The 20,623-nt window shown below is 67.5% G+C and carries 16 protein-coding genes and 1 riboswitch; of the genes, 4 read left to right on the top strand and 12 right to left on the bottom strand.

Features of this window, described 5'->3' with window-relative positions; all coding sequences use genetic code 11:
* Nucleotides 1-96 precede the first annotated feature (96 nt).
* Nucleotides 97-747, top strand: a complete 651-nt coding sequence (locus LJ760_RS02735; protein ID WP_227919007.1) for a CGNR zinc finger domain-containing protein — start codon at nt 97-99, stop codon at nt 745-747.
* 32 nt (nt 748-779) lie between these two features.
* On the opposite strand, the gene paaZ is transcribed toward LJ760_RS02735, so the two are convergent.
* Nucleotides 780-2,855: a phenylacetic acid degradation bifunctional protein PaaZ gene (gene paaZ, locus LJ760_RS02740; RefSeq protein WP_227920883.1), complete on the bottom strand. Its 2,076-nt coding sequence runs from the start codon at nt 2,853-2,855 to the stop codon at nt 780-782.
* A gap of 242 nt (nt 2,856-3,097) precedes the next feature.
* Between paaZ and LJ760_RS02745 the strand changes: the two genes are divergently transcribed.
* Nucleotides 3,098-4,123, top strand: coding sequence for an SGNH/GDSL hydrolase family protein (locus LJ760_RS02745; RefSeq protein ID WP_227919008.1), 1,026 nt, complete (start codon nt 3,098-3,100; stop codon nt 4,121-4,123).
* A gap of 56 nt (nt 4,124-4,179) precedes the next feature.
* Here LJ760_RS02745 and LJ760_RS02750 read toward each other — a convergent pair whose 3' ends face one another.
* The 3 genes from LJ760_RS02750 to LJ760_RS02760 all read right to left on the bottom strand — a co-directional run bounded on the left by LJ760_RS02750 (nt 4,180) and on the right by LJ760_RS02760 (nt 7,307).
* On the bottom strand, nt 4,180-5,562 hold the full coding sequence (locus LJ760_RS02750) for an FAD-binding oxidoreductase (RefSeq protein WP_227919010.1): 1,383 nt from the start codon (nt 5,560-5,562) through the stop codon (nt 4,180-4,182).
* 115 nt (nt 5,563-5,677) lie between these two features.
* Nucleotides 5,678-6,745 carry an ATP-dependent DNA ligase gene (locus LJ760_RS02755; protein ID WP_227919012.1) on the bottom strand — a complete coding sequence of 356 codons (1,068 nt, stop codon included), beginning with the start codon at nt 6,743-6,745 and terminating at the stop codon, nt 5,678-5,680.
* A 10-nt stretch (nt 6,746-6,755) separates the two neighbouring features.
* Nucleotides 6,756-7,307 carry an RBBP9/YdeN family alpha/beta hydrolase gene (locus LJ760_RS02760; RefSeq protein WP_227919014.1) on the bottom strand — a complete coding sequence of 184 codons (552 nt, stop codon included), beginning with the start codon at nt 7,305-7,307 and terminating at the stop codon, nt 6,756-6,758.
* Between the two features lie 74 nt (nt 7,308-7,381).
* Here LJ760_RS02760 and LJ760_RS02765 point away from each other — a divergent pair, with 74 nt between their 5' ends.
* Nucleotides 7,382-8,401: an LLM class flavin-dependent oxidoreductase gene (locus tag LJ760_RS02765; protein ID WP_227919023.1), complete on the top strand. Its 1,020-nt coding sequence runs from the start codon at nt 7,382-7,384 to the stop codon at nt 8,399-8,401.
* Between the two features lie 676 nt (nt 8,402-9,077).
* Nucleotides 9,078-9,210, top strand: a riboswitch (SAM riboswitch).
* A gap of 15 nt (nt 9,211-9,225) precedes the next feature.
* A complete protein-coding gene (locus LJ760_RS02770; RefSeq protein ID WP_227919025.1) occupies nt 9,226-9,630 on the top strand; it encodes a hypothetical protein in 405 nt (134 codons plus the stop codon).
* A gap of 151 nt (nt 9,631-9,781) precedes the next feature.
* On the opposite strand, the gene LJ760_RS02775 is transcribed toward LJ760_RS02770, so the two are convergent.
* The 8 genes from LJ760_RS02775 to LJ760_RS02810 are packed head-to-tail and all read right to left on the bottom strand — an operon-like array spanning nt 9,782 to nt 20,493.
* Nucleotides 9,782-10,546: a CPBP family intramembrane glutamic endopeptidase gene (locus tag LJ760_RS02775; protein WP_227919029.1), complete on the bottom strand. Its 765-nt coding sequence runs from the start codon at nt 10,544-10,546 to the stop codon at nt 9,782-9,784.
* Between the two features lie 41 nt (nt 10,547-10,587).
* Entirely contained in the window at nt 10,588-11,469 is an 882-nt protein-coding gene (locus tag LJ760_RS02780) for an NAD(P)H-hydrate dehydratase (protein ID WP_227919031.1), read from the bottom strand.
* Nucleotides 11,450-12,190 carry a histidine phosphatase family protein gene (locus tag LJ760_RS02785; protein WP_227919033.1) on the bottom strand — a complete coding sequence of 247 codons (741 nt, stop codon included), beginning with the start codon at nt 12,188-12,190 and terminating at the stop codon, nt 11,450-11,452. The genes LJ760_RS02780 and LJ760_RS02785 overlap by 20 nt, the downstream gene beginning before the upstream one ends.
* Before the next feature lie 38 nt (nt 12,191-12,228).
* Nucleotides 12,229-13,461 carry an MFS transporter gene (locus LJ760_RS02790; protein WP_227919035.1) on the bottom strand — a complete coding sequence of 411 codons (1,233 nt, stop codon included), beginning with the start codon at nt 13,459-13,461 and terminating at the stop codon, nt 12,229-12,231.
* 33 nt (nt 13,462-13,494) lie between these two features.
* Nucleotides 13,495-14,310 (bottom strand): respiratory nitrate reductase subunit gamma, encoded by an 816-nt coding sequence (narI, locus tag LJ760_RS02795; RefSeq protein ID WP_227919037.1) that lies wholly within the window; start codon nt 14,308-14,310, stop codon nt 13,495-13,497.
* Entirely contained in the window at nt 14,307-15,005 is a 699-nt protein-coding gene (gene narJ / locus LJ760_RS02800) for a nitrate reductase molybdenum cofactor assembly chaperone (RefSeq protein ID WP_227919040.1), read from the bottom strand. The genes narI and narJ overlap by 4 nt, the downstream gene beginning before the upstream one ends.
* Nucleotides 15,002-16,774: a nitrate reductase subunit beta gene (gene narH, locus LJ760_RS02805; protein WP_227919043.1), complete on the bottom strand. Its 1,773-nt coding sequence runs from the start codon at nt 16,772-16,774 to the stop codon at nt 15,002-15,004. Before narH ends, narJ begins: the two co-directional genes overlap by 4 nt.
* The gene (locus tag LJ760_RS02810; RefSeq protein ID WP_227919045.1) at nt 16,774-20,493 is read right to left on the bottom strand and encodes a nitrate reductase subunit alpha; all 3,720 of its coding nucleotides are present in this window, start codon (nt 20,491-20,493) and stop codon (nt 16,774-16,776) included. The genes narH and LJ760_RS02810 overlap by 1 nt, the downstream gene beginning before the upstream one ends.
* Between the last annotated feature and the right edge of the window lie 130 nt (nt 20,494-20,623).

Raw genomic sequence — 20,623 nt, forward strand, 5'->3', positions numbered from 1 at the left:
ACGAGCCATCCTTGATCGCGCTGATGCGTGCATACCTGGGTCCCCTGCCGGCTTGTCCTTGTCCGTTGCTCCGGCACACGTTACCGGCAATCGCCTATGAGCGGTAACACTTCGGAACAAAATGTTCCTGCGGACAGCGGATACCCGGAGCCGGGCGGGCGCGCACCGGCCCCTGCTCCCCTGCGGCTCCTCCAGGTGTTCGCCAATACTGCGGACCGGGAAGCCGAGAAGGACGCACTGGACAACCCCGGCGGACTGGCGGACTGGCTGGCCGGCTACGGGCTGGTCGGGGCAGGCACGCAGGCTACTGAGGAGGATCTTGCCCTGGCGCTCGACCTACGGGAGGGGCTGCGCTCCCTCTTCCTCACGCACCACGACGGCGGGGACCGCGCGGCTGCGCACGACGACGGCGGGCACCTGCACGGCACGCCGGCACCCGACGTCGTCACCGGCCTGGAGCGCCTGGACCGTGCCCTGGAGCAGCTTCCGGTTCGGGTCGTGGCCTCCGGAGGGGAGCCGCGCGTCGAACCGGTCCCCCAGCCCCCGGTGCGCGAGGCACTCGCCCGCATCGGTGCCGTCCTGGTCCATGCCGATCCGGCCCAGCTTCAGCGCCTGAAAGCGTGCCGGCGGGACGTCTGCCGCTGGGTCTTCTTCGACACTTCACGCAACCGGGGCGGAACCTGGTGCGCCATGGAGATCTGCGGCGCCCGCACGAAGATGCAGGCCTACCGCAAACGGAATGCCTAGCCCGAAATCCTGGCCCGCCCCCTTCCGGGAACTTACTTCTCCACCAGGGTCAGCACGTCATAGGTAGCCACCAGTTCGTCGTTCTGGTTGGTCAGCACCGCGTCCCAGGCCACCTCGCCGTACCCGTCCGTTTCACGCGGCGTGATCTTCTTGGCGGTCAGCGTCACACGGATGGAGTCCCCCGCGGCCACCGGCGTCAGGAACCGCAGGTTTTCCAGTCCGTAGTTGGCCAGCACCGGCCCCGGCGCAGGATCCACGAACAGGCCCGCACCCCAGGACAGCAGCAGGTAGCCGTGCGCCACGATGCCCGGGAAAAACGGATTCGCCTCCGCGGCTGCGGCGTCCGTGTGGGCGTAGAACGTGTCCCCGGTGGTCTCCGCAAAAGCGGCGATGTCCTCAAGGGTCACTTCCCGCAGATCCGACCGCACGGCGTCGCCCACCCGCAGCTCACTGAGGTGCTTGCGGAACGGATGTCCGGCGTCGAACCGGCGGTCCGCCCCCGGATGCCAGATACCGGTGAGGGCGGTGAGCATATTGGGTGAGCCCTGCACCGCGGTGCGCTGCATGTAATGCCGCACCGCACGGATGCCACCCAGCTCCTCGCCGCCGCCGGCACGGCCCGGACCGCCGTGCACCAGGTGGGGCACGGGCGAACCGTGCCCGGTGGAGGAACGGGCGTCTTCGCGGTTCAGGAACAATACCCGACCGTGGTGTCCGGCGATGCCGGTAAGCACTTCCCGGGCCACGTCCGGGTCATTGGTGCATACCGTAGCGACCAGCGATCCTCCGCCCCGCGCGGCCAGCCGGACGGCGTCGGCGACCTCGGTGTAGCCCACCACCGAGGCCACGGGGCCGAACGCTTCGATATTGTGCAGGGCATCCGCGTCGTTGTCCGGCCAGGTCAGCAGCAGCGGCTCCATGAAGGCGCCGTCCGGCGAGGTTCCCTCGCTTCCGTCGGCACGGACGACGTCGGGGGCGTCCAACGACCCCAGCGCCAGCTGCGCGCCGGCCGCCAGCATCCGCTGCACCGCTTCCCGGACGCCGTCGAGCTGCTCCCGGGAGGCCAGGGCACCCATGGTCACGTTTTCCGCACGCGGATCGCCCAGGACCACGCGCCCGCGGATGCGCTCCCCGGCCGCGGCAACCACATCATCGACCAGCCCGGCAGGGACGATGGCCCGGCGGATTGCGGTGCATTTCTGGCCGGCCTTGGCCGTGATCTCGGTGACCAGGGAGCGGATGAAGGCGTCAAACTCGGGGGTACCGGGAACGGCGTCCGGACCCAGGATCGCCGCGTTCAACGAATCCGTTTCCGCCGTGAAACGGACACCTCCTACGGCGATCTGCGGATGGGCACGCAGGCGTTCGGCGGTGGAGGCCGAGCCGGTGAAGGAGACCATGTCCCGGTAATCGAGGTGGTCCGGGAGGTCCCGCGCGGAACCGGAAATCAGCTGCAGGGATCCGGCGGGAAGGATGCCCGAGTCCACGATCATCCGCACGGCCGCTGCCGTGATGTACCCGGTGGGGCTGGCGGGCTTGACGATGCTCGGCACCCCGGCGAGGAACGCCGGGGCCAGTTTTTCCAGCATGCCCCAGACCGGAAAGTTGAAGGCGTTGATCTGCACGGCGACGCCCGGGATCCGGGTGTAGATGTGCTCACCCAGGAACGAGCCGTCCTTGGCGAGCTGTTCCACGCCGCCGTCAATGATCACGCTGGAGTTCGGCAGTTCGCGGCGGCCCTTGGAACCGTAGGCAAACAGGACACCGATCCCGCCGTCAATGTCCACCAGGGAATCGGTCCGGGTGGCGCCGCTGCGGGCGGACACGGCGTACAGCTCATCGCGCTGCGCATTGAGGTGCACTGCGAGTTCCTTGAGCAGCAGGGCCCGCTGGTGGAAGGTGGACTTCCCCAGTTCGGCCTGCCCTACGGTTCGGGCATAGTCGACGACGGCGGCGGTGTCCAGACCCTCGCTGCTGACCAGCGCCAGCAGCTCGCCGGTGCTGGCATCGTGCACTTCGGTTCCGCGGACTCCTGCGGGATCCGGTGTCCACCAGGACCCCCGAACGTAGCTGGGAACGGTTTCGACGTCGATGGCGGTGGCCGTCATTTCGCTGCCTTTCGAAACGGGAAGAAACCGCAGCCGTCCTCCTGCAGGCGTCACTGCCGCGGGATTACTGACCATGCGGTCGGTATATCGACACCCTAGCCGAAAGCGGCCCTTCCCACACCCGTTGGACTTTAAATACTGCTGCCGTGCCGACATGGTGTACCTCTGGTTGCCGCGGGTCCCTCCCCTGCGCCAGACTCGTGCCCTCGAACGTTTGCAGCACCCCCGCTAAGGAGCACGAGATGAGCCCCAAACCGCTGCTGTCCCGACGTCTGGCTGTCCTGGCAGTGACTACCACTGCCCTCCTGGCCGGAGGTGCTGCCCCGGCCAGCGCCGGCGGTGCCCACGGGCCCGATTCCCGCGGCGGGCATACGGTTGAGCACCGCGGCGGGCACGGGTACGGCGGCGGACACGGGCATGGGGGTGGGCACGGCGGCGGGCACGGGTACGGCGGCGGACACGGGCATGGGGGTGGGCACGGCGGCGGGCACGGTCGGGGGCACGGCAGTGTCGACTACGTGGCGTTCGGTGACTCCTATGCCTCCGGCTTCGGCGGCGGCCCCGTACTGGACACCTGCGGCCGGACGGCACAGGGCTACCCCGTGCTTCTGGACGCCCTGGACCGGGTAGAGCTGGACGGTAATGTCACCTGTTCGGGCGCCACTGCTCTCACAACCCCGCCCGACGCTCCGGTGGACCTTCCCGAGCAGATCGACGACGCCGCTGCCCGGGGCCTGCTGAATCGAAAGACGGACACCGTCACCGTGACCATCGGCGGCGATGACGTCCGGTTCGCTTCGGTGGTAGCCGCCTGCGCCGGGGCACAGCTGCCGGCCACCTGCGCCCCTGCCATCGATCAAGCTGCCGCTTACGCACAGACCGTCCTGGCACCACAGCTGGCAGCGGAGTTTGCCCGGATCGCTGAACTGGCTCCAAGGGCAACCCTGGTGGTGACGGGGTATCCGTACCTGTTTGAGCCCGGAACCCCCGGACCGCTCAGTACCGAGGCGCAGGCCCTCTTTACACGGGGTACCGATGCCTTGAACACGGTCATCGCGGAACAGGTTCCGGACAACGGGGTGTTCGTGGACGTGGTGGATGAGTTCGCCGGGCACGGCGTAGGGTCCACGGATTCCTGGATCATCTTCGATCTCCTAAGCCCGTACAACCTGCATCCCACGGAGACGGGATACCGGGAGGGCTACACCGCGGCCATCCTCGAGGACGCGGGCAGCGAGTTCGGGGTCGGCTGCCGCGGACGGCGCTAGACGCGGATGCCGCCGGGCGGCACCTCCCGGCCCAGAACCTCCCGTCCGGGCCGCCGTCAGGAGACCGGCAGCGGAACCGCGTGGCCGAACCGGAAGAGGTTCTGCGGATCGTAGGCGGCCTTGGCCGCCTGCAGCCGCCCGAAAACCTCCGGATCCCACGCAGGCCGGGCGCCTGCCTCCGTGCGTGCCGGTCCGCTGAGGTTGACCAGCGCGCCGGCAGCGTAGGGGCCGACGACGACGTCGAGCCGATCGAGGGCGGCTGCTGTGGCGTCCGCAGCCGGCGGGACGTTGAGTCCCACGGAGTAGAGGTTGAAGGCTGCCTCCCGGCCTGACACCGCATCCTCGAACGGAGGATCCAGAGCCAGTGATCCGCCCATCAACCGGATTTCCGTCATCATCAGCGGAGTATACGAACCCGGCCCCACCTGGCCCAGCACTCCGGCCGCCAGTTCATCGGGCAGCTCGGCCAGCAGGGTCCCGCGGTCCAGGGCGGGCACCGGTTCGTCCGGATCCATGTGGATGCTGCCCACTGCCCCGTAGTCCATCGGTCCGGCCGTATCCATGAAGGGCGCGGAGACATGCCGCATGGGTTCCAGCAGCGTGTCGCCCTCTTCCCGGCTGCCGAACACCGCGAACCGCAGGTGCACCGGCGCGGTACCGCGCAGTTCCTCGGGCAGGAAAGGGGCATCCGGCAGGTGCAGGAAGGCCAGGGACGCTGAAACATTTGTCGGCAGCTGGGGTGTCCAGGCACGGAAGGCGGCCAGGGCCTCCGGGCCGGCATCTTCCGGGTACATGATGCCGCCGCCGTAAAATTCCCGGAACGGGGTCAACCCGAGCGTCATGGCCGTGATGACGCCGAAGTTGCCCTTGCCGCCGCGCAGTGCCGCGAACAACCCGGCGTCCTCGGCGCTGCCTGCTTCGAGGTGCCTCAGGCTGCCGTCGGGGGTCACAACATCTATGGCCTGCACGTGGTCGCTGGCGAATCCCAGCGCCCGGCCCATCAGCGGCAGCCCCCCGCCGGACGCGTAGCCCACCACTCCCACCGTTCCGGAGGAGCCGTGCGGGCCCGTAAGCCCGAGCAGCACGGTCTTCTCCAGCACCGAGCGCCAGCTGACGCCGGCACCCACGGTGACCGTGCCTGCGTCGGAGTCCACCGCCAGGTCCTGCAGCCGGGACGTGTTGATCAGCAGGCCCTCGTCCATGGCGGCGGCAGCACCGTGGCCGGTTGCCTGCATCCCGACGGGGATGCCCCGCTCAGCGGCCCAGCGGACGGCGTTCTGTACATCCTCGACGTCGGCTGCACCGAGCACGGCATCGGGATGCTGGATCAACGAGGGGTTGAAGCCGGCGGTGTCTACGGCGTACCCGGGCTCCCCTGGACTGTTCAGCGGACCATGGACAACGCTGCGCAGGGTTTCGAGGTCGGCTGCCTGGATCATCTTCGGCTCCTTGTGGGCGGGTGTCCGCGGCCGCCGGTCCAGCGGACCGGAGATGCTGACAAAAAATGCTAGGCATCGATGTGCTTCCCTGCCTAGCCCCGCCGGACAGTTTCCGCTAGCTCCCGAGCACCTCCGCCAGATCGAACTTCACCGGCTCCTCCAGCTGCTCATAGGTGCAGGATTCGGGCGTCCGGTCCTGCCGCCAGCGGGAAAACTGGGCCACATGGCGGAACCGCTCCCCCTCCATGTGGTCGTAGCGCACCTCCACTACCCGTTCCGGGCGCAGCGGTACGAAAGAGAAGTCCTTTTTCCCGCTCCAGCGGCTGCCCTCGGAGTTGCGCGGGGTGCGCGTGCCCTTCTCCTGCTCCCCCTCGGCCCAGGGGTGTCCGTCCTCGACGGCGACCAGCGGCTGGAGTTCCTCGAACAGTTCCCGGCGGCGGTCCATCGGGAAGGAACTTGCTGCGCCCACGTTCACCAACACGCCGTCGTCGTTGTAGAGCCCCAGCAGCAGGGAGCCGATCAGATCGGGGCCGGATTTGTGCACCCGGTAGCCGGCGAGCACACAGTCCGCAGTGCGTTCGTGCTTGAGCTTGGCCATCGTGCGCTTGTTCGGCGCGTACGGGCCGTCCAGCGGTTTGGCCACCACGCCGTCCAGGCCGGCACCTTCAAAACGGCCGAACCAGTCCTGCGCCTGGTCGGCGTCGTCGGTGGCGGCGGTGACGGACACCGGTGCCTGTGCCGTTTTCAGCGCCTGGACCAGGGCCTCCCGGCGTTCGGAGAACGGCCGGTCCCGGTAGTCGACGTCGCCCAGGGCCAGCAGGTCGAAGGCCACAAATCGGGCGGGGGTTTCCTCCGCGAGCAGTTTCACCCGGCTGGCGGCGGGATGAATCCGCTGCTGCAGCAGTTCGAAGTCCAGCCGTTTGCCGTCCGGAGCCACCATGACGATCTCGCCGTCCAGCACGCACCTCTCGGGCAGGTTCGCTTTGAGGGCTTCGACGATTTCAGGGAAGTACCGCGTCATTGGCTTCTCGTTCCGGGAGCCGATCTCGACGTCGTCGCCGTCCCGGAAAATGATGGACCGGAATCCGTCCCATTTGGGTTCGTACAAGTAGTCCCCGCGGGGCAGGGCGCTGACGGATTTGGCCAGCATCGGGGCAACCGGGGGCATCACTGGAAGGTCCATGTGCCCATTCTTATCCGATTGCGGCCGGTTCCCCCAGCCCTGCTGTGAAGGCCGTGAGCAGGTCGCGGCCCTGCTCCCAGTAGCCCACCCCGCTCTTTTCGTTGATGTGGGCCAGCTCGCCGGCATCAATAACGGGCACCTTCCAGGCCGCGGCGATGCTTTGCGCGGCCGGCAGCGCACAGTACGGATCGCTCTCGCTGGCAATCAGCAGGCCGGGCACGGGCAGTTCCTGCATCCGCGGAGACCGGAACGTTCCTGCGGCCTGCGGAAACGAAGCGGCAACGGGATCGGGCGGGCTGACCAGGAACACCCCGTGGGCGCCGTCGGGGTTGCGCAGCAGCCATTCCACCGCCGCCAGGCAGCCCAGGCTGTGTGCCACCAGGACCGTCTGACCGTTCTGCGCGCCGGCGGCCCGGTCCAGCGCCGCCATCCAGTCCTCCAGCTCGGGTTCATCCCACGACGACGGCGCGATGCGGGTGACGTCCGGCAGCTCCGCCTCCCAGCGGCTCTGCCACTGCTCCGGTGGTGAGCCCTGATAGCCCGGGACCATGGTGATGTGCACTGGGGCTGTTTCCTTTCACTGGTTCGGCGCAGGTGACCGGGAATACTGCCGGCGTTTCCGGCGCTGGAGCTTGTATGAAGAAAATAGGATTCCTGTCCTTCGGACATTACCGGAATGCCGTGGGATCGATGACTCCCAGTGCGCAGGACGCAATACTGCAGCAGATTGAACTGACGGTCGCCGCCGAGGAAATCGGCGTCGACGGCGCGTACATGCGGGTGCACCACTTCGCCCCGCAGTTCTCCGCCCCCTTCCCCATGCTCTCCGCCATGGCGGCACGGACCAGCCGGATCGAGCTGGGCACGGGCGTGATCGACATGCGCTACATGAATCCGCTGGCGATGGCAGAAGACGCCGCAGTGGCGGACCTGATCAGCGGCGGCAGGCTGCAGCTCGGCATCAGCCGGGGATCCCCCGAGCCTGCCCTGCGCGGTTATGAGTCCTTCGGCTACGTTCCCGGCCCGGATTCCTCCGACGCGGAAATGGCCCGGCAGCACACCGAAGTGTTCCGTGCCGCCATTGCCGGCGCCGGGGTGGCGCAGGCTGATCCGGCCATGACCGGCAGCACCGGAGCCATGGCCATTGACCCGCTGTCCCCCGGACTGCCGGAGCGGATCTGGTGGGGGTCCGGGACCCGGGCCACCGCCAAGTGGACCGGCGAGCAGGGCATGAACCTGATGAGCTCCACGCTCCTGACCGAGGACACCGGGGTGCCGTTCGACCAGCTGCAGGCCGAGCAGATCGCGGTGTACCGGAAGGCCTGGGCCGACGCCGGACACCAGGGCACCCCGCGGGTGTCCGTCAGCCGCAGCATCATTCCGCTGGTGACCGGGCAGGACCGGCACTACTTCGGGCTGCGGGCGCAGGCCGAAGGCCGGGACCAGGTGGGCCACCTCGACGGCGGCTTGGCCCGGTTCGGGAAGAGCTACATCGGGGAACCGGACGTCATTGCCGCAGAGCTGGCCGCGGACGCCGCGGTGCAGGAGGCCGATACCGTCCTGGTGACCGTGCCGAACCAGCTGGGCGTGGAGTACAATGCACATCTGCTGGAGAGCATCGTCAAGCTTGTGGCCCCGGGGGCCGGCTGGCGGTAAGTCTCGTCCCTGGGGCCGGACCCGCCCCCTGCGGGCGGTCCCCCTAGAGTTCGCCCCCCCCTGCGGGCGGTCCCCCTAGAGTTCGCCCCCCCTGCGGGCGGTCCCCCTAGAGTTCGCCCCCCCCCTGCGGGCGGTCCCCCTAGAGTTCGCCCCCCTGCGGGCGGTCCCCCTAGAGTTCGTCCCCTGCGTCCGCCCCCTGCGGGGCTGGAACGGCGGCAACGAAATTCCCCGCTCGCAGAGCTCGCGGGAAATATTAAAGCCGCCTTCCTCCAGCCCCTCCGGCGGCGGCGTGTGGTGTCACCTTCCGGCGGCGCATGGGCCCCAGCTCCTCAGTGTCTCCGGTGGCGGGATGTGGCCCCCGTGTCTCCGGTGGCGGGTTCTGACCCCAGCTCCTGCGGCGGCGAGCGTGAGGATGTTCGTCCAGCGGTCTCCCGGGGTTGATGGCAGGTGAGGTGCGGAACGCAGGCTCCGGACGGGCCGGGTTAGGCGGCTTTAATAATCCTTGCGAGCTCTGCGAGCAGGGATTTTCGTTGCCGCCGTTCCGGTCCGCCCGGCGCACCCACCGGGAACGTACCCCCATCGCACCGCCCGACGCACCCACCGGAACGCGCACAACCGCACACCCGGAAACGGTCCTCTGTCGAAATGTCAGTGGCCTCAGCTACAGTAGTTTCAGCTTCACGAGATGTGGCCTTCGCCCGGTTTACCGGGCACAAAAGCTCCGACTGGCCCCACACCAACCCCACTGTTCGGCGGGTGGTTCGGATGACGAAGCGGCCTGCGTCATACGTCGCAGGCAAGGACAACCTGCAAAGGAACCCACTGTGAGCATTTCCAGTGTCAGCAAATCCGGTCTCAGCAACTGCAGCGGCTTCGCCCCGGGGCACAACATCCATTGGATCCATCGCCGCCGCCTCGAGGGCTGGGAGCAGTGGTCGGACGTCGAAGTCACGGCCGATCCGCAGCTGGACCTCATCTATCTGGTGTCCGACGGAACCCAGCACCTGATGTGGTTCCACAACGTTCCGGCCGTCGCCACTGCGCTCGCGGCCGCCGTCGACACCCCGCAGTGGTGCCAGCGCTATTCCACACTGATGGTGCCCGGCGGATTCGATTCGGATGCCCGGAGTTCTTTTTTCTACTTGGCCCGGCCGGAGCAGGTGGTTCCATGCAACGGCTCCCTGGTTCGGGCCCCGGAAACTGAGCGGATCGAAAAGGCCGGCTCCTAGCCGTTCTGCTACGCCCCGGGATCCCAACGGATACCGGGGCAGAGCAAGCTACGCGGAGGAAACCGGTCGCAGGGGAACGTCGGGGTGCGTGCCCTCCGCTACGAGGCCAGCCACGGACCCCGGCGTTAGCTGTCCAGAAGGCAGACGGCAGCTACTGCTGCAGCAGCTCCGGCGGCACGCTGTAGATGAGGATGACACCCAGCAGGTTTTTGGCGGCGTGCACACCGTAGGAAAGCATGAAGTTGTTTCCGGCCCAGACGTAGATGCCCACAAGGGTGGCTCCCATCGCCAGGTAGGGCATCAGCACCGGGAGGGACAGGGATTCCTTGCCCACAATGTGGATGGAGGCGAACAACAGGACCGACAGGATGCAGCAACCCCAGAGATTCCAGTAGCGGCTGAGCTTGCCGATCAGCAGGTGCCGGAAAATGTACTCCTCGACAAAGGGCGCCAGCACCACCAGCAGCGGCACCACCAGCCACGGCGAAACGGACCCCACAAATCCCTCCACGGCTTCCTGGTTCACCGCCGTTTCGACCTGCCCGCTCAGCAACGCCCCGATCATGGTGACAATAAGCATGGCGATGACGCCGACAGGAATCAGGGACAGGGACAGCACCGGCCGAGTGGCCAGGATCTTGGCTTCGCGCACCACGTAGGGCCTGGCCGCGAGGAAAGCCAAGAGGCCGGCAACCCCGTAAAACGCCAGGTTCAGGACGTAGGCAGCTGCAACCGGATCCGGAACCAGCAGCACCAGGACAGGCATGACGAGTCCGGGCGCAAAGCTCAGGACCAGCAGGAACAACACGTAGAAACCTGCTGCCACGGCGTCACGGCGGGTGAAACGGTAGGAAAGCCACGGAATTTGGGCCGCAGGTCGCCCCGGAGGGCCGGTCCGGTATTCGTTCGCTGTCATTACCTCAGGATATGGGCCGTTCCGCCGGGATACAGCCCTCGCTAGCTCAACTCCGCGATCACCGGCGGCATGGCCTCGAGCAGTTCCCGTGCCAGGAAGCTGAGCGGTCCCCGCGAGGCGGAGAGCCGGTCCCCGCTCACCGCGTGCAGATAGGTGCCCCAGCACGCTGCCTGTTCCGGCGTCGCACCGCGGGCCAGGAACCCTCCCACCGCACCGGCAAGGACATCCCCGGACCCGGAAGTACCCAGGCCCGAGTTCCCGGCCGGCACTTCCCAGCTCCTTCCGTCAGGCGCGGTAATGACGTTGTGCGCGCTGACCACCGCGGAGTATTTCCGTGCCACCTCCAGCGAGGCTTTCGGCAGGTCCAGAGAGTCTTCGTCGGCATCCTCGTCCTCGAGGAGACGCAGGATTTCTGCACCGTTCGGGGTCAGGACCAGCCTGCCGGCCAGGGTGTCGTAAAGTTCCGGCAGCCCGGGCAGCACTCCCAGGGCAAAGGCGTCCAGTACCACCTGCGTCTTTTTCCCGAGCAGAGGAACCACTGACTGCAGGAGCGCTGCGGCCTGCTCGGCGTCGTCCAGGCCGGGACCGATTACCACTGCCGACGCCGTCGAAAGATCGGATTCGAGCACCTTGCCTGCCGCAGCGCCGTCAATCCCGCCGTCTTCCTCGGGCAGTCCCACCACCCCGGATTCGGGGATGGCCACGGCGACGGCGATCGCTGCCGATTCCGCCAACCCCATGGTCAGGCGGCCTGCGCCGACCCGCAGCCCGGCAAGCCCGGTCAGCATCACCGCTCCCGGAGTGCTCCGGGCTCCGCCGACCACCAGCACGGTGCCGCGGTCCTCCTTGCCGGAGGCCTCGGTGGAAAGCCGCCAGCCGCGCAGCAGCGCGGGGGTAACAAGCTCAGCGGGGGTGGATGTCATCAGTTTCTCCTGCATGTTCGGTTACCGGTGCTCCACTGTCCTGCAGGTGGAGCACGCTGTTGAAGGTGTGCAGCTTCCAGGGCCCGGTGCCGGCGGGGCGCACCAGCCGGGTCACTGAGCCGTTCCGCACGCTGTTGGCGGCGGCGGTGTCCAGCAGTTCCTGCTCGCTCATCCGTTCCAAAACGTAGCGGATCAGCAGGATCACGGCGTCGTGGCAAACCACTGCCACACGCTTGCCGTCTTCCTCGTCGTCAAGGTCCCGGAACACCGAACGCAGCCGCAGCGCGACGTCGGCCCAGGACTCGCCGCCCGGCGGACGGTAGGCGAATTTCCCCAGCCAGGACCGGCGTTCGGCTTCCTCGGGATAACGCGCCGCGACGCCGGCGGAGGTCAGCAGGTCCAGGATCCCCAGTTCCCGGTCCCGCAGGCGCTCGTCAATCCGCATGACGCCGGTGAGGCCGGGCAGCCCCGCCAATTCGGCCGTCTGCCGGGCCCGCAGGTAGGGTGAACACCAGACAGACTCGGGCAGCTCATCGGCGGGAAGCCCGGCAATCCAGCGGCCAAGCGCTTCAGCCTGCTCCTCGCCGTCGGAGCTGAGCGGGACGTCGGGGTCCCGCCAGGGAAGGTCAATACGTTCGGCGCCCTCGCGGCCGGCGCGGGTAGCGGCCACGTTGCCGGCGGATTCACCGTGACGGACCAGAATCAGTTCAATTGCACCCATGCTCCGACTCTACCCGCCGGCCTCCGGAGGCCAAGGGCTCAGGCACCGGAGCGAGTGTCCACCCTGCCGCCGTTGCGCACCGTGAACGTCAGCAGCAGGGCGACGGCGGCAAAAGCCGCAAGCAGCATCAGGCCCACGAAATAGCTGCGGTTCGCCGGGTCATAGGTTGCCCCCATAACCAGCGGCGGGAAGTAGCCGCCTAGCCCGCCGGCGGCGGCAATAATCCCGCCGACGGTACCCACATCCTGCGCCGGAGCGGCACGGCCCACCCAGGCGAACACTCCGCCGGTGCCCAGCCCCAGGAACAAGGCCATCAGGATGAACGCCGTACCGTAGACCTCCTCTTCCTCCGGGCGGAGGGCAACGATAACGGCCAGGACCGCCGTGCCGGCAAAGGAAACGAGCGTGACCAGCTTCGGCCCCACCTTGTCCGCGATGGTGCCGCCGATCGGCCGGGCGATGACGGCGGCCACGGCGAAGCCTGCGGTCCGGGTTCCTGCCGCGGTCGCGTCGTAATCGTAGACATTGCCCAGATAGGTGGGCAGGTAGTTGGAGAACGCCACAAACGCACCGAACACCACGCCGTACAGGAAGCACAGCTGCCAGGTGACGCGCAGGGTGAAGGCGTGGGTGATCTTCGGCAGCACCGGTTCCGTGGGTCGTGACCAGGCCGGGGATTCACGCAGGATCAGCCAGCTCAGCACCGCCATGGCCGCGACGACGACGGCGATGGTGATGTGGGTGCCCATGTAGCCGACGGCGGCCACCAGCCGCGGGGTGAAGAACGCCGACACGGCCGTCCCCACCATGCCGGCCCCGAACACGCCGGTCGCGAAGCCCTTCCGGCTGCGTTCGTACCAGGCGGAGCAGAAGGGGATGCCGATCGCGAAGACGGTCCCGGCAATGCCGAGGAAGAACGCGATGACCACCAGGAACGGGAAGTTTCCCTGCTGGCCGACGATTCCGGTGAGCAGCACCAGCGGCGCCGTCACTCCCAGGATCACGGTGAACATAACGCGCCCGCCGTATCGGTCCGTCAGGGCGCCGACGGGGATCCGGGCCACCGAGCCGACCAGGATGGGCATGGCCACAAGGACCGAGGTTTGTCCGGCCCCCAGGTCCATGTCTGCGGCGTAGCGGCTGGAGAGCGGCCCGATGATCGTCCAGGCCCAGAACCCCACCGTGGAGGCAATGGTTGCCACGATGAGGTTCCGCAGCTGGCCGGACCGGAAGTCTGCGCCTGCGGCCGGAGGAGAAGATGCTGTGGACATGGGCTGCCTGCCTTCCGCCAGATGAACTCGGTTCTAAGGTGTGCCCGGGCGGTCCCGATCGGGGGTCCCCACGGGGTCCCAGCCGCCGCGCGGCGTCCTCGCACCCGGAACCGGCCGCCGGCCCCGCGAACGGTAGACGATGTAGGGCCGGAACAGGTAGTGCACGGGCGCGGTAAACGCGTGGACCAGGCGGGTGAAGGGCCAGAGGGCAAAGAGCACCAGCCCGAAGACCGTATGGATCTTGAAGGACATGGAGGCAGCCGTCATTCCCGTGATGTCGGGCTGCAGGATGAAGATGGAGCGGAACCACGGCGCCACGGTGTCCCGGTAGTTGACGATGTTCGTGTCGAAAACGGAAAAGACCGTGGTCGCCAGTCCGGTCAGGATCGCCGCCAGCAGGAAGATGTACATCCCCTTGTCATTGCGGGTGGTGGCCATGAATACCGGGCCGGTGGTCCGGCGTCGGTAAATCAACAGGACTATCCCCACCAGCGTGGCTATGCCGGCCAGGATGCCCACGCTCAGGGCGAAGAAATGGTAGGTGTCCTCGTTGAGTCCGATCGCGTCCATCCAGGTTTTCGGAATCACCAATCCGACGAAATGCCCCACGATCACCGCTAGGATCCCGAAGTGGAAGAGCGGGGAAGCAATCCGCAGCAGCCTGGACTCGTAGAGCTGGGATGACCGGGTGGTCCAGCCGAACTGGTCATACCGGTACCGCCAGATGGAACCGAGCACCAGGATGGCCAGCACCAGATACGGCAGCACGCCCCAAAGCATGACGTCGTCCACGCCCACCTGCACGTTCTCCGGCGGCGGCACGTCCAGCGGTGCAGGTACGGCAGTCATGGGTGGCTCCTTTCGCTCACCGGCAGCAGCCGCGAGCTGTACGGTTCCAGCCCCACGGTTTCGGTGGGCGGACCGTAGCCCGCCGTACGCATCACGGCGGCCTGGGTCTCGGGGGACACACCGGGAAGGGTGGAGCAGACCAGGGTCAGGACGCCTTCGTAGGGCAGGTCGTCGTCCCGCAGGGCCAGCCGGAGCAGTTCCACTGACGGACGGTAGCGCTGCAGCAGTTCGTACCCGTCCTCCGGAGAAACCTTGGCGGCGAATTCCAGCACCAGGGGCAGGTAGTCCGGCAGCTCGGTGCCTTCCGGCAGCACGCCGTGGGAGCGGTAGATCTCCTTGAAGGCGGCGAGCGCCTCGCCCCGGCGGCGGGTATCGCCGTCGGTCCAGTAGGTCAGGTGCAGGCTGTGCCGCTTGGACAGGTCGAATTCCTGCACATAGGCGGCCTGCACCTCCGGCAGCGGCCGGGACGACAGCCAGGCGAAGAGAGGTTCCAGCTCCCCTGCCGGCGCCCCGGCTTCAGCCAGGGCCGCGCGGATTCCCGGGATCAGTTCCACCAGCTGCTCGTTGGGGTATTCGAGCAGCAGGGCAGCCGCCTGCCGGATCACCCGGCTGCGGCCGGGCCGGGCATCGGCGTAGGGCTCGGGCTCAAGGGTGCCCTTCCCGGGTTTGCCGAGCAGTTTCTCCAGCAGGCTCATGGCTGCGGCCCGCCCCGGTCAGCCCTGCCTTGATCCGATCCGGGCCCATCGCCCTCTGCCTGGTCGTATCCGGCACCCATGCCCTCGCCGGCACCCTCATCGGGTGCGCCCCGGTTGTTGTTGGCTGGGAACAGCCCCTGCGGCGAGCCCCGCCCGTCCCAGTTGAGCAGGTTCACCCGCCCGCCCAGGTTGCCGTTGCCCGTCGGGTCCTCCCCGCGCTGGCGGGCCTGCAGGGCTTCGAAGTTCTCCACAGCCACGGGCATCGGCCGCCCGGAAGCCTCACCGAAGACCCCTGTCTGTCCCATCCCGGGGCCGCCCTCCACATCCAGGGAGCAGCCAATCTCTTCCAGGTTGTGGGCGTCCTCCGCGTGCGCTGCGGGAATCACGTACCGCTCCTCATATTTCGCAATGGCCATCAGCCGGTACATCGCGACAATCTGCTCGCCGGTCATGCCGACGTCGGCCGCGATCCTCTCGTCAGGCTCATCACCCAGGGTGATGTTCCGCATGTAGGCGCGCATGGCGGCAAGCTTCCGCAGCACTGCGGTGACCAGGTCCGTGTCCCCGGCCGTGAAGAGTTCGGCGAGGTATTCCACCGGAATCCGCAGGGCCTCAATGGCGCCGAAGAGATTCTCCGCCGCCTCGCCGTCGTGCCCCTGCTCCTTCAGCACGTCCACGATCGGGGACAGCGGCGGCACGTACCAGACCATCGGCATCGTGCGGTATTCCGGGTGCAGCGGCAGCGCCACCCGCATTTCCTTGGCCAGGGCGTAGACCGGCGAGCGCCGGGCGGCGTCCAGCCAGTCCTCCGGGATGCCTTCGGACCGGGCACCGGCAATGACCTCCGGGTCATTGGGATCCATCATCAGGTCCAGCTGCGCCTCGTAGAGGTCCTGCTCGTTGGGCACGGACGCGGCTTCGGTGACCCGATCGGCGTCGTACAGGAAAATCCCGATGTACCGCAGCCGGCCCACACACGTTTCGGCGCAGACCGTGGGGATGCCCACCTCGATGCGCGGATAGCAGAACGTGCACTTCTCCGCCTTGCCCGAGCGGTGGTTGAAGTACATCTTCTTGTACGGGCAGCCGGTGATGCACTGCCGCCAGCCCCGGCAGCGGTCCTGGTCCACCAGCACAATGCCGTCCTCTTCACGCTTGTAGATGGCACCGCTTGGGCAGGAGGCCATGCAGGAGGGATTCAGGCAGTGCTCGCAGATCCTCGGCAGATAGAACATGAAGGTGGAATCGAATTCCAGCTTCACCTTCTCCTCCGCGTCCCGGCGCATTTTCTCCAGCACCGGGTCCTGGCCGCCGGTCCGCTCGGATCCGCCCAGGTCATCGTCCCAGTTGGCCGACCAGGTGATTTTCATGTCCTGGCCGGTGATCAGGGACTTGGGTTTGGCCACCGGAAAGTCGTTGCCGGCCGGTGCGTTGATCAGGTTTTCGTAGTCGTAGGTCCAGGGCTCGTAGTAGTCGTTCAGCTCCGGCTGGACCGGACTGGCAAAGATGCCGAAGAGCTTGGCGAGCCTCCCGCCGGCTTTGAGCTTCAACCTGCCGCGGTTGTTCAGCTCCCAGCCGCCCTTCCACCGCTCCTGGTCTTCGTACCGGCGCGGATACCCCTGCCCGGGCCGGGTCTCCACGTTGTTGAACCACACGTACTCGGTGCCGGCCCGGTTGGTCCAGGCCTGTTTGCAGGTCACCGAACAGGTGTGGCAGCCGATGCACTTGTCCAGCGCCATCACCATTGCTGTCTGCGCCATGATCCGCATCAGTACTGCACCTCCTGGGAACGTTTGCGCACCACGGAGACAATGTCCCGTTGGTTGCCGGTGGGGCCGAGATAGTTGAAGGCCCAGGACAGCTGGGCATACCCGCCGATCATGTGGGTGGGTTTGACCAGGATCCGGGTCACGGAGTTGTGGATGCCGCCGCGCCGGCCGGTGGCTTCGGACTTGGGCACGTCGATGATGCGTTCCTGCGCGTGGTAGACGTAAATCACTCCGGCCGGCATCCGGCTGCTGACAATCGCCCGGCCCACCAGCACCCCGGAATTGGACACGCATTCCACCCACTCGTTGTCCGACACCTCGATCAGCGCGGCGTCCTGCGGGCTCATCCATACCGAGGTTCCGCCGCGGGACAGCGAGAGCATCAGCAGGTTGTCCTGGTATTCGGAGTGGATGGACCACTTGTTGTGCGGGGTCAGATAGCGCACTGCCACGGAGAGCTCCCCGCGGGTGCCCAGCTGCGGTTCCCCGAACAGGCGGTGCATGTCCAGCGGCGGCCGGTAGATCGGCAGGGCCTCGCCCATGTCCAGCATCCAGTCATGGTCGAGGAAGAAATGCATCCGCCCGGTGAGCGTGTGGAAGGGTTTGAGCCGTTCGATGTTGATCGTGAACGGTGCGTAGCGCCGGCCCCCGGTCTCGGAGCCGGACCACTCCGGGGAGGTCAGCACCGACGTCGGCCGGTCCTGGGTGTCGCGGAAGGTGATCTGCCGGTCCTCGGCGCCCTCGGCCAGATCCACGAGCGGCGTTCCGGTCCGTTTCTCCAGGGTCCGGAAACCCTGCACGGCCAGTTCCCCGTTGGTGGTGCCGGAAAGCAGCAGGATCGCCTCGGCCATGCGGGCGTCGGTGTCCACCGCCGGGCGGCCCGCCGCCGCGCCCCGGTCAAAGACGCCGTGCTTGCGGGCCAGCTGTTCCAAGGGCCGCGTCACGTCGTACTTGACGTATTTGGTGGTGAATCCCAGTTTGTCCGCCAGCGGTCCGACGGCGGCGAACTTCTCGGCGATGGCCGTATAGTCCCGCTCCACCACGGCAAGGGAGGGCAGGTTCTTTCCCGGGACCGCCGGGATGTCGGTGCCCTTCCAGTCCGGGGCGTGCCCGCCGGGCTGCGCGATCTCCCCAGGCGTGTCATGCGTGAGCGCCGTGGCTACGAGGTCCCTGCGTACCCCGAGGTGCTTCGCGGCCTGCCGGGAGAACTCCTCGGAGAGCAGGCGGAACAGGTCGTAATCCGTCTTCGCTTCCCACGGCGGCGGGATCGCGGGGGTAAACGCGTGCACATAGGGGTGCATGTCTGTGGAGGAAAGGTCGTATTTCTCGTACCAGGTGGCAGCGGGAAACACGACGTCGGACAGCAGCGTGGAGCTCGTCATCCGGAAGTCGGCCGAGACGAGCAGATCGAGTTTGCCCTGCGGTGCGTCGTCGCGCCAGACGACGTCGCGCGGCCGGGACTCGTTGTGGTCCTCGCCCATCACGTTGTTCAGCGTGCCGAGCAGGTGTTTCTGGAAATATTCTTCCCCCTTGGCGGAGGAGCCCAGCAGGTTCGACCGCCACAGGATCAGCGTCCGCGGCCAGTTTTCCGGGGCGTCAACGTCCTCCACGGCGAACCGCAGCCGCCCGTCCTTGAGTTGCTGCGCCACCCACCCCGGCTCGTCGGGTGCCTCGCCGCGGGCCACCCCTGCTGCCGCCTCGTCGGCGACATCGAGGGAGTTCTTTGCATCGAACTGCGGGAAGAAAGGCATCCAGCCCATCCGGGTGGACTTCGCGATGACGTCGGCGGTGTGCAGTCCGCGCAGGTGTCCGCTGGCCAGGGGCGACTGCATCGAATCGGAGGAGTAGCCGTCGGAGCGGAACTGGTCGGTATGCATGTACCAGAACGCGGTGCCGATCATAAAGCGCGGCGGCCGGTTCCAGTCCCCGGCTGAGGCCATGGCCGCCCAGCCGGTAATCGGCCGGCATTTTTCCTGGCCCACGTAGTGCGCCCAGCCCCCTCCGTTGCGGCCCTGGCAGCCGCAGAGCATCAGCATCGCCAGGATCGCCCGGTAGGTCACGTCCCCGTGGTACCACTGGCAGATGCCGGCGCCGAGGATGATCATGGACCGGCCGTTCGATTTCTCGGCGTTGGCGGCGAAGTCCCGGGCCGTGCGGATCACGGCGTCAGGAGTCACATTGGTGATCTCCTGCTGCCACGCCGGAGTGTAGGGGGTGCCGGCGTCGTCGTACCCGGCCGCCCAATCCCCCGGCAGGCCGTTCCGCCCGAGTCCGTACTGGGCGAGCATCAAATCGAACACGGTGGTGACGGTTTTCCCTGCCACGGTGGTCACCGGCACGCCGCGGCGCAGGACGGAGCCCGTGCCGCCGGGGTCCGTAAAGGCGGGCAGGTCCACCCGGCTGGTCCCCTGCCGGACGGTAGCGGCATCCGCGATGGACAGTGCCGGCACCACGCCCTGCAGGTCCAGGTTCCATTTCCCGGCGTCGGCCTCGTTGTACCGGAAGCCCACCGATCCGTTGGGCACTACGGGTGTGCCGGCCTCGCGGTCCAGCAGGACCGTCTTGAACGCGGAGTCGGAGGCCTTGGCTTCGCGGCGTCCCAGGTCCGCGGCGGTGAGGAACTTCCCGGGCACCACGGTGCCGTCGTCCCGCTCTTCGAGCGTGACGAGGAACGGCAGGTCGGTGTACTGCAGCACGTAGCCCTCGAAGAACGGCACGCGCCGGTCCACGAAGTTTTCCTTGAGGATCACGTGTCCCATGGCCATGGCGAGCGCGCCGTCGGAGCCGGCGGCGGCAGGCAGCCATTCGTCCGCGAACTTCGTGTTGTCCGCATAGTCGGGGCTGACGGAGACCACCTTGGTCCCGCGGTAGCGCCCTTCCACCATCCAGTGCGCATCCGGGGTGCGGGTCACCGGGATGTTGGACCCCCACATCATCAGGTAGGTGGCATCCCACCAGTCTCCGGATTCGGGGACGTCCGTCTGGTCGCCGAACACCTGCGGGCTGGCCACGGGAAGGTCCGCGTACCAGTCGTAGAAGCTGTTCATCACCCCGCCGATGAGGTTGATGAACCGGGCTCCGGCCGCGTGCGACACCATGGACATGGCCGGAATCGGCGAGAAGCCCGTGCAGCGGTCCGGGCCGTAGTTCTTGATCGTGGAGATATGCGCTGCGGCCGTCATTTCCAGGGCTTCGGCCCAGCTGGAACGCACCAGCCCGCCCTTGCCGCGGGCCTGCTGGTACTTCCGGCGGCGCTGCGGGTCGCGGACGATCTCTTCCCAGGCCAGCACCGGGTCTCCCGTGCGCCGTCTGGCCTCCCGGTACATTTCCAGCAGCACCCCCCGGATGTAGGGGAACCGGACCCTGGTGGGGGAATAGGTGTACCAGGAAAAGGCCGCACCGCGGGGGCAGCCCCGGGGCTCATACTCCGGCCGGTCCGGTCCCACCGAGGGATAGTCGGTTTCCTGCGCCTCCCAGGTGATGATCCCGTCCTTGACGTACACCTTCCACGAACATGAGCCCGTGCAGTTCACGCCGTGGGTGGAGCGCACCACCTTGTCGTGGCTCCACCGGTTCCGGTAGAAGGCGTCTCCTTCACGGCCGCCTTCCCGGAACACGGCGCGTCCGTCACCCGTTTCATCCCACCGGGTGAAGAACCTGCCGAGAGAGAGCATTGCATCGGATGCGGGGCCATCGATCCCCGAAACGGAGCCAGCCATACCTACAAGCTTGGGGCAGTGCGCCCGAACCCGACAGTGGTAAGCGGAGAACTGACCCCGGACCCGGGCACTCCGGTGCCCGGGCGGGTGCTTCGCCGAACAGGAGCCCGCCGTCCGGAGGTTTTGCCCA

Source organism: Arthrobacter sp. zg-Y895, from assembly GCF_020731025.1.
Lineage (GTDB): Bacteria > Actinomycetota > Actinomycetes > Actinomycetales > Micrococcaceae > Arthrobacter_B.

Bases quoted from the DNA above. Each gene is read 5' to 3' on its own strand.
- LJ760_RS02735 (WP_227919007.1), top strand. From the start codon at position 97: ATGAGCGGTAACACTTCGGAACAAAATGTTCCTGCGGACAGCGGATAC.
- paaZ (WP_227920883.1), bottom strand. From the start codon at position 2,855: ATGACGGCCACCGCCATCGACGTCGAAACCGTTCCCAGCTACGTTCGG.
- LJ760_RS02745 (WP_227919008.1), top strand. From the start codon at position 3,098: ATGAGCCCCAAACCGCTGCTGTCCCGACGTCTGGCTGTCCTGGCAGTG.
- LJ760_RS02750 (WP_227919010.1), bottom strand. From the start codon at position 5,562: ATGATCCAGGCAGCCGACCTCGAAACCCTGCGCAGCGTTGTCCATGGT.
- LJ760_RS02755 (WP_227919012.1), bottom strand. From the start codon at position 6,745: ATGGACCTTCCAGTGATGCCCCCGGTTGCCCCGATGCTGGCCAAATCC.
- LJ760_RS02765 (WP_227919023.1), top strand. From the start codon at position 7,382: ATGAAGAAAATAGGATTCCTGTCCTTCGGACATTACCGGAATGCCGTG.
- LJ760_RS02775 (WP_227919029.1), bottom strand. From the start codon at position 10,546: ATGACAGCGAACGAATACCGGACCGGCCCTCCGGGGCGACCTGCGGCC.
- LJ760_RS02780 (WP_227919031.1), bottom strand. From the start codon at position 11,469: ATGACATCCACCCCCGCTGAGCTTGTTACCCCCGCGCTGCTGCGCGGC.
- LJ760_RS02785 (WP_227919033.1), bottom strand. From the start codon at position 12,190: ATGGGTGCAATTGAACTGATTCTGGTCCGTCACGGTGAATCCGCCGGC.
- LJ760_RS02790 (WP_227919035.1), bottom strand. From the start codon at position 13,461: ATGTCCACAGCATCTTCTCCTCCGGCCGCAGGCGCAGACTTCCGGTCC.
- narI (WP_227919037.1), bottom strand. From the start codon at position 14,310: ATGACTGCCGTACCTGCACCGCTGGACGTGCCGCCGCCGGAGAACGTG.
- narJ (WP_227919040.1), bottom strand. From the start codon at position 15,005: ATGAGCCTGCTGGAGAAACTGCTCGGCAAACCCGGGAAGGGCACCCTT.
- narH (WP_227919043.1), bottom strand. From the start codon at position 16,774: ATGCGGATCATGGCGCAGACAGCAATGGTGATGGCGCTGGACAAGTGC.
- LJ760_RS02810 (WP_227919045.1), bottom strand. From the start codon at position 20,493: ATGGCTGGCTCCGTTTCGGGGATCGATGGCCCCGCATCCGATGCAATG.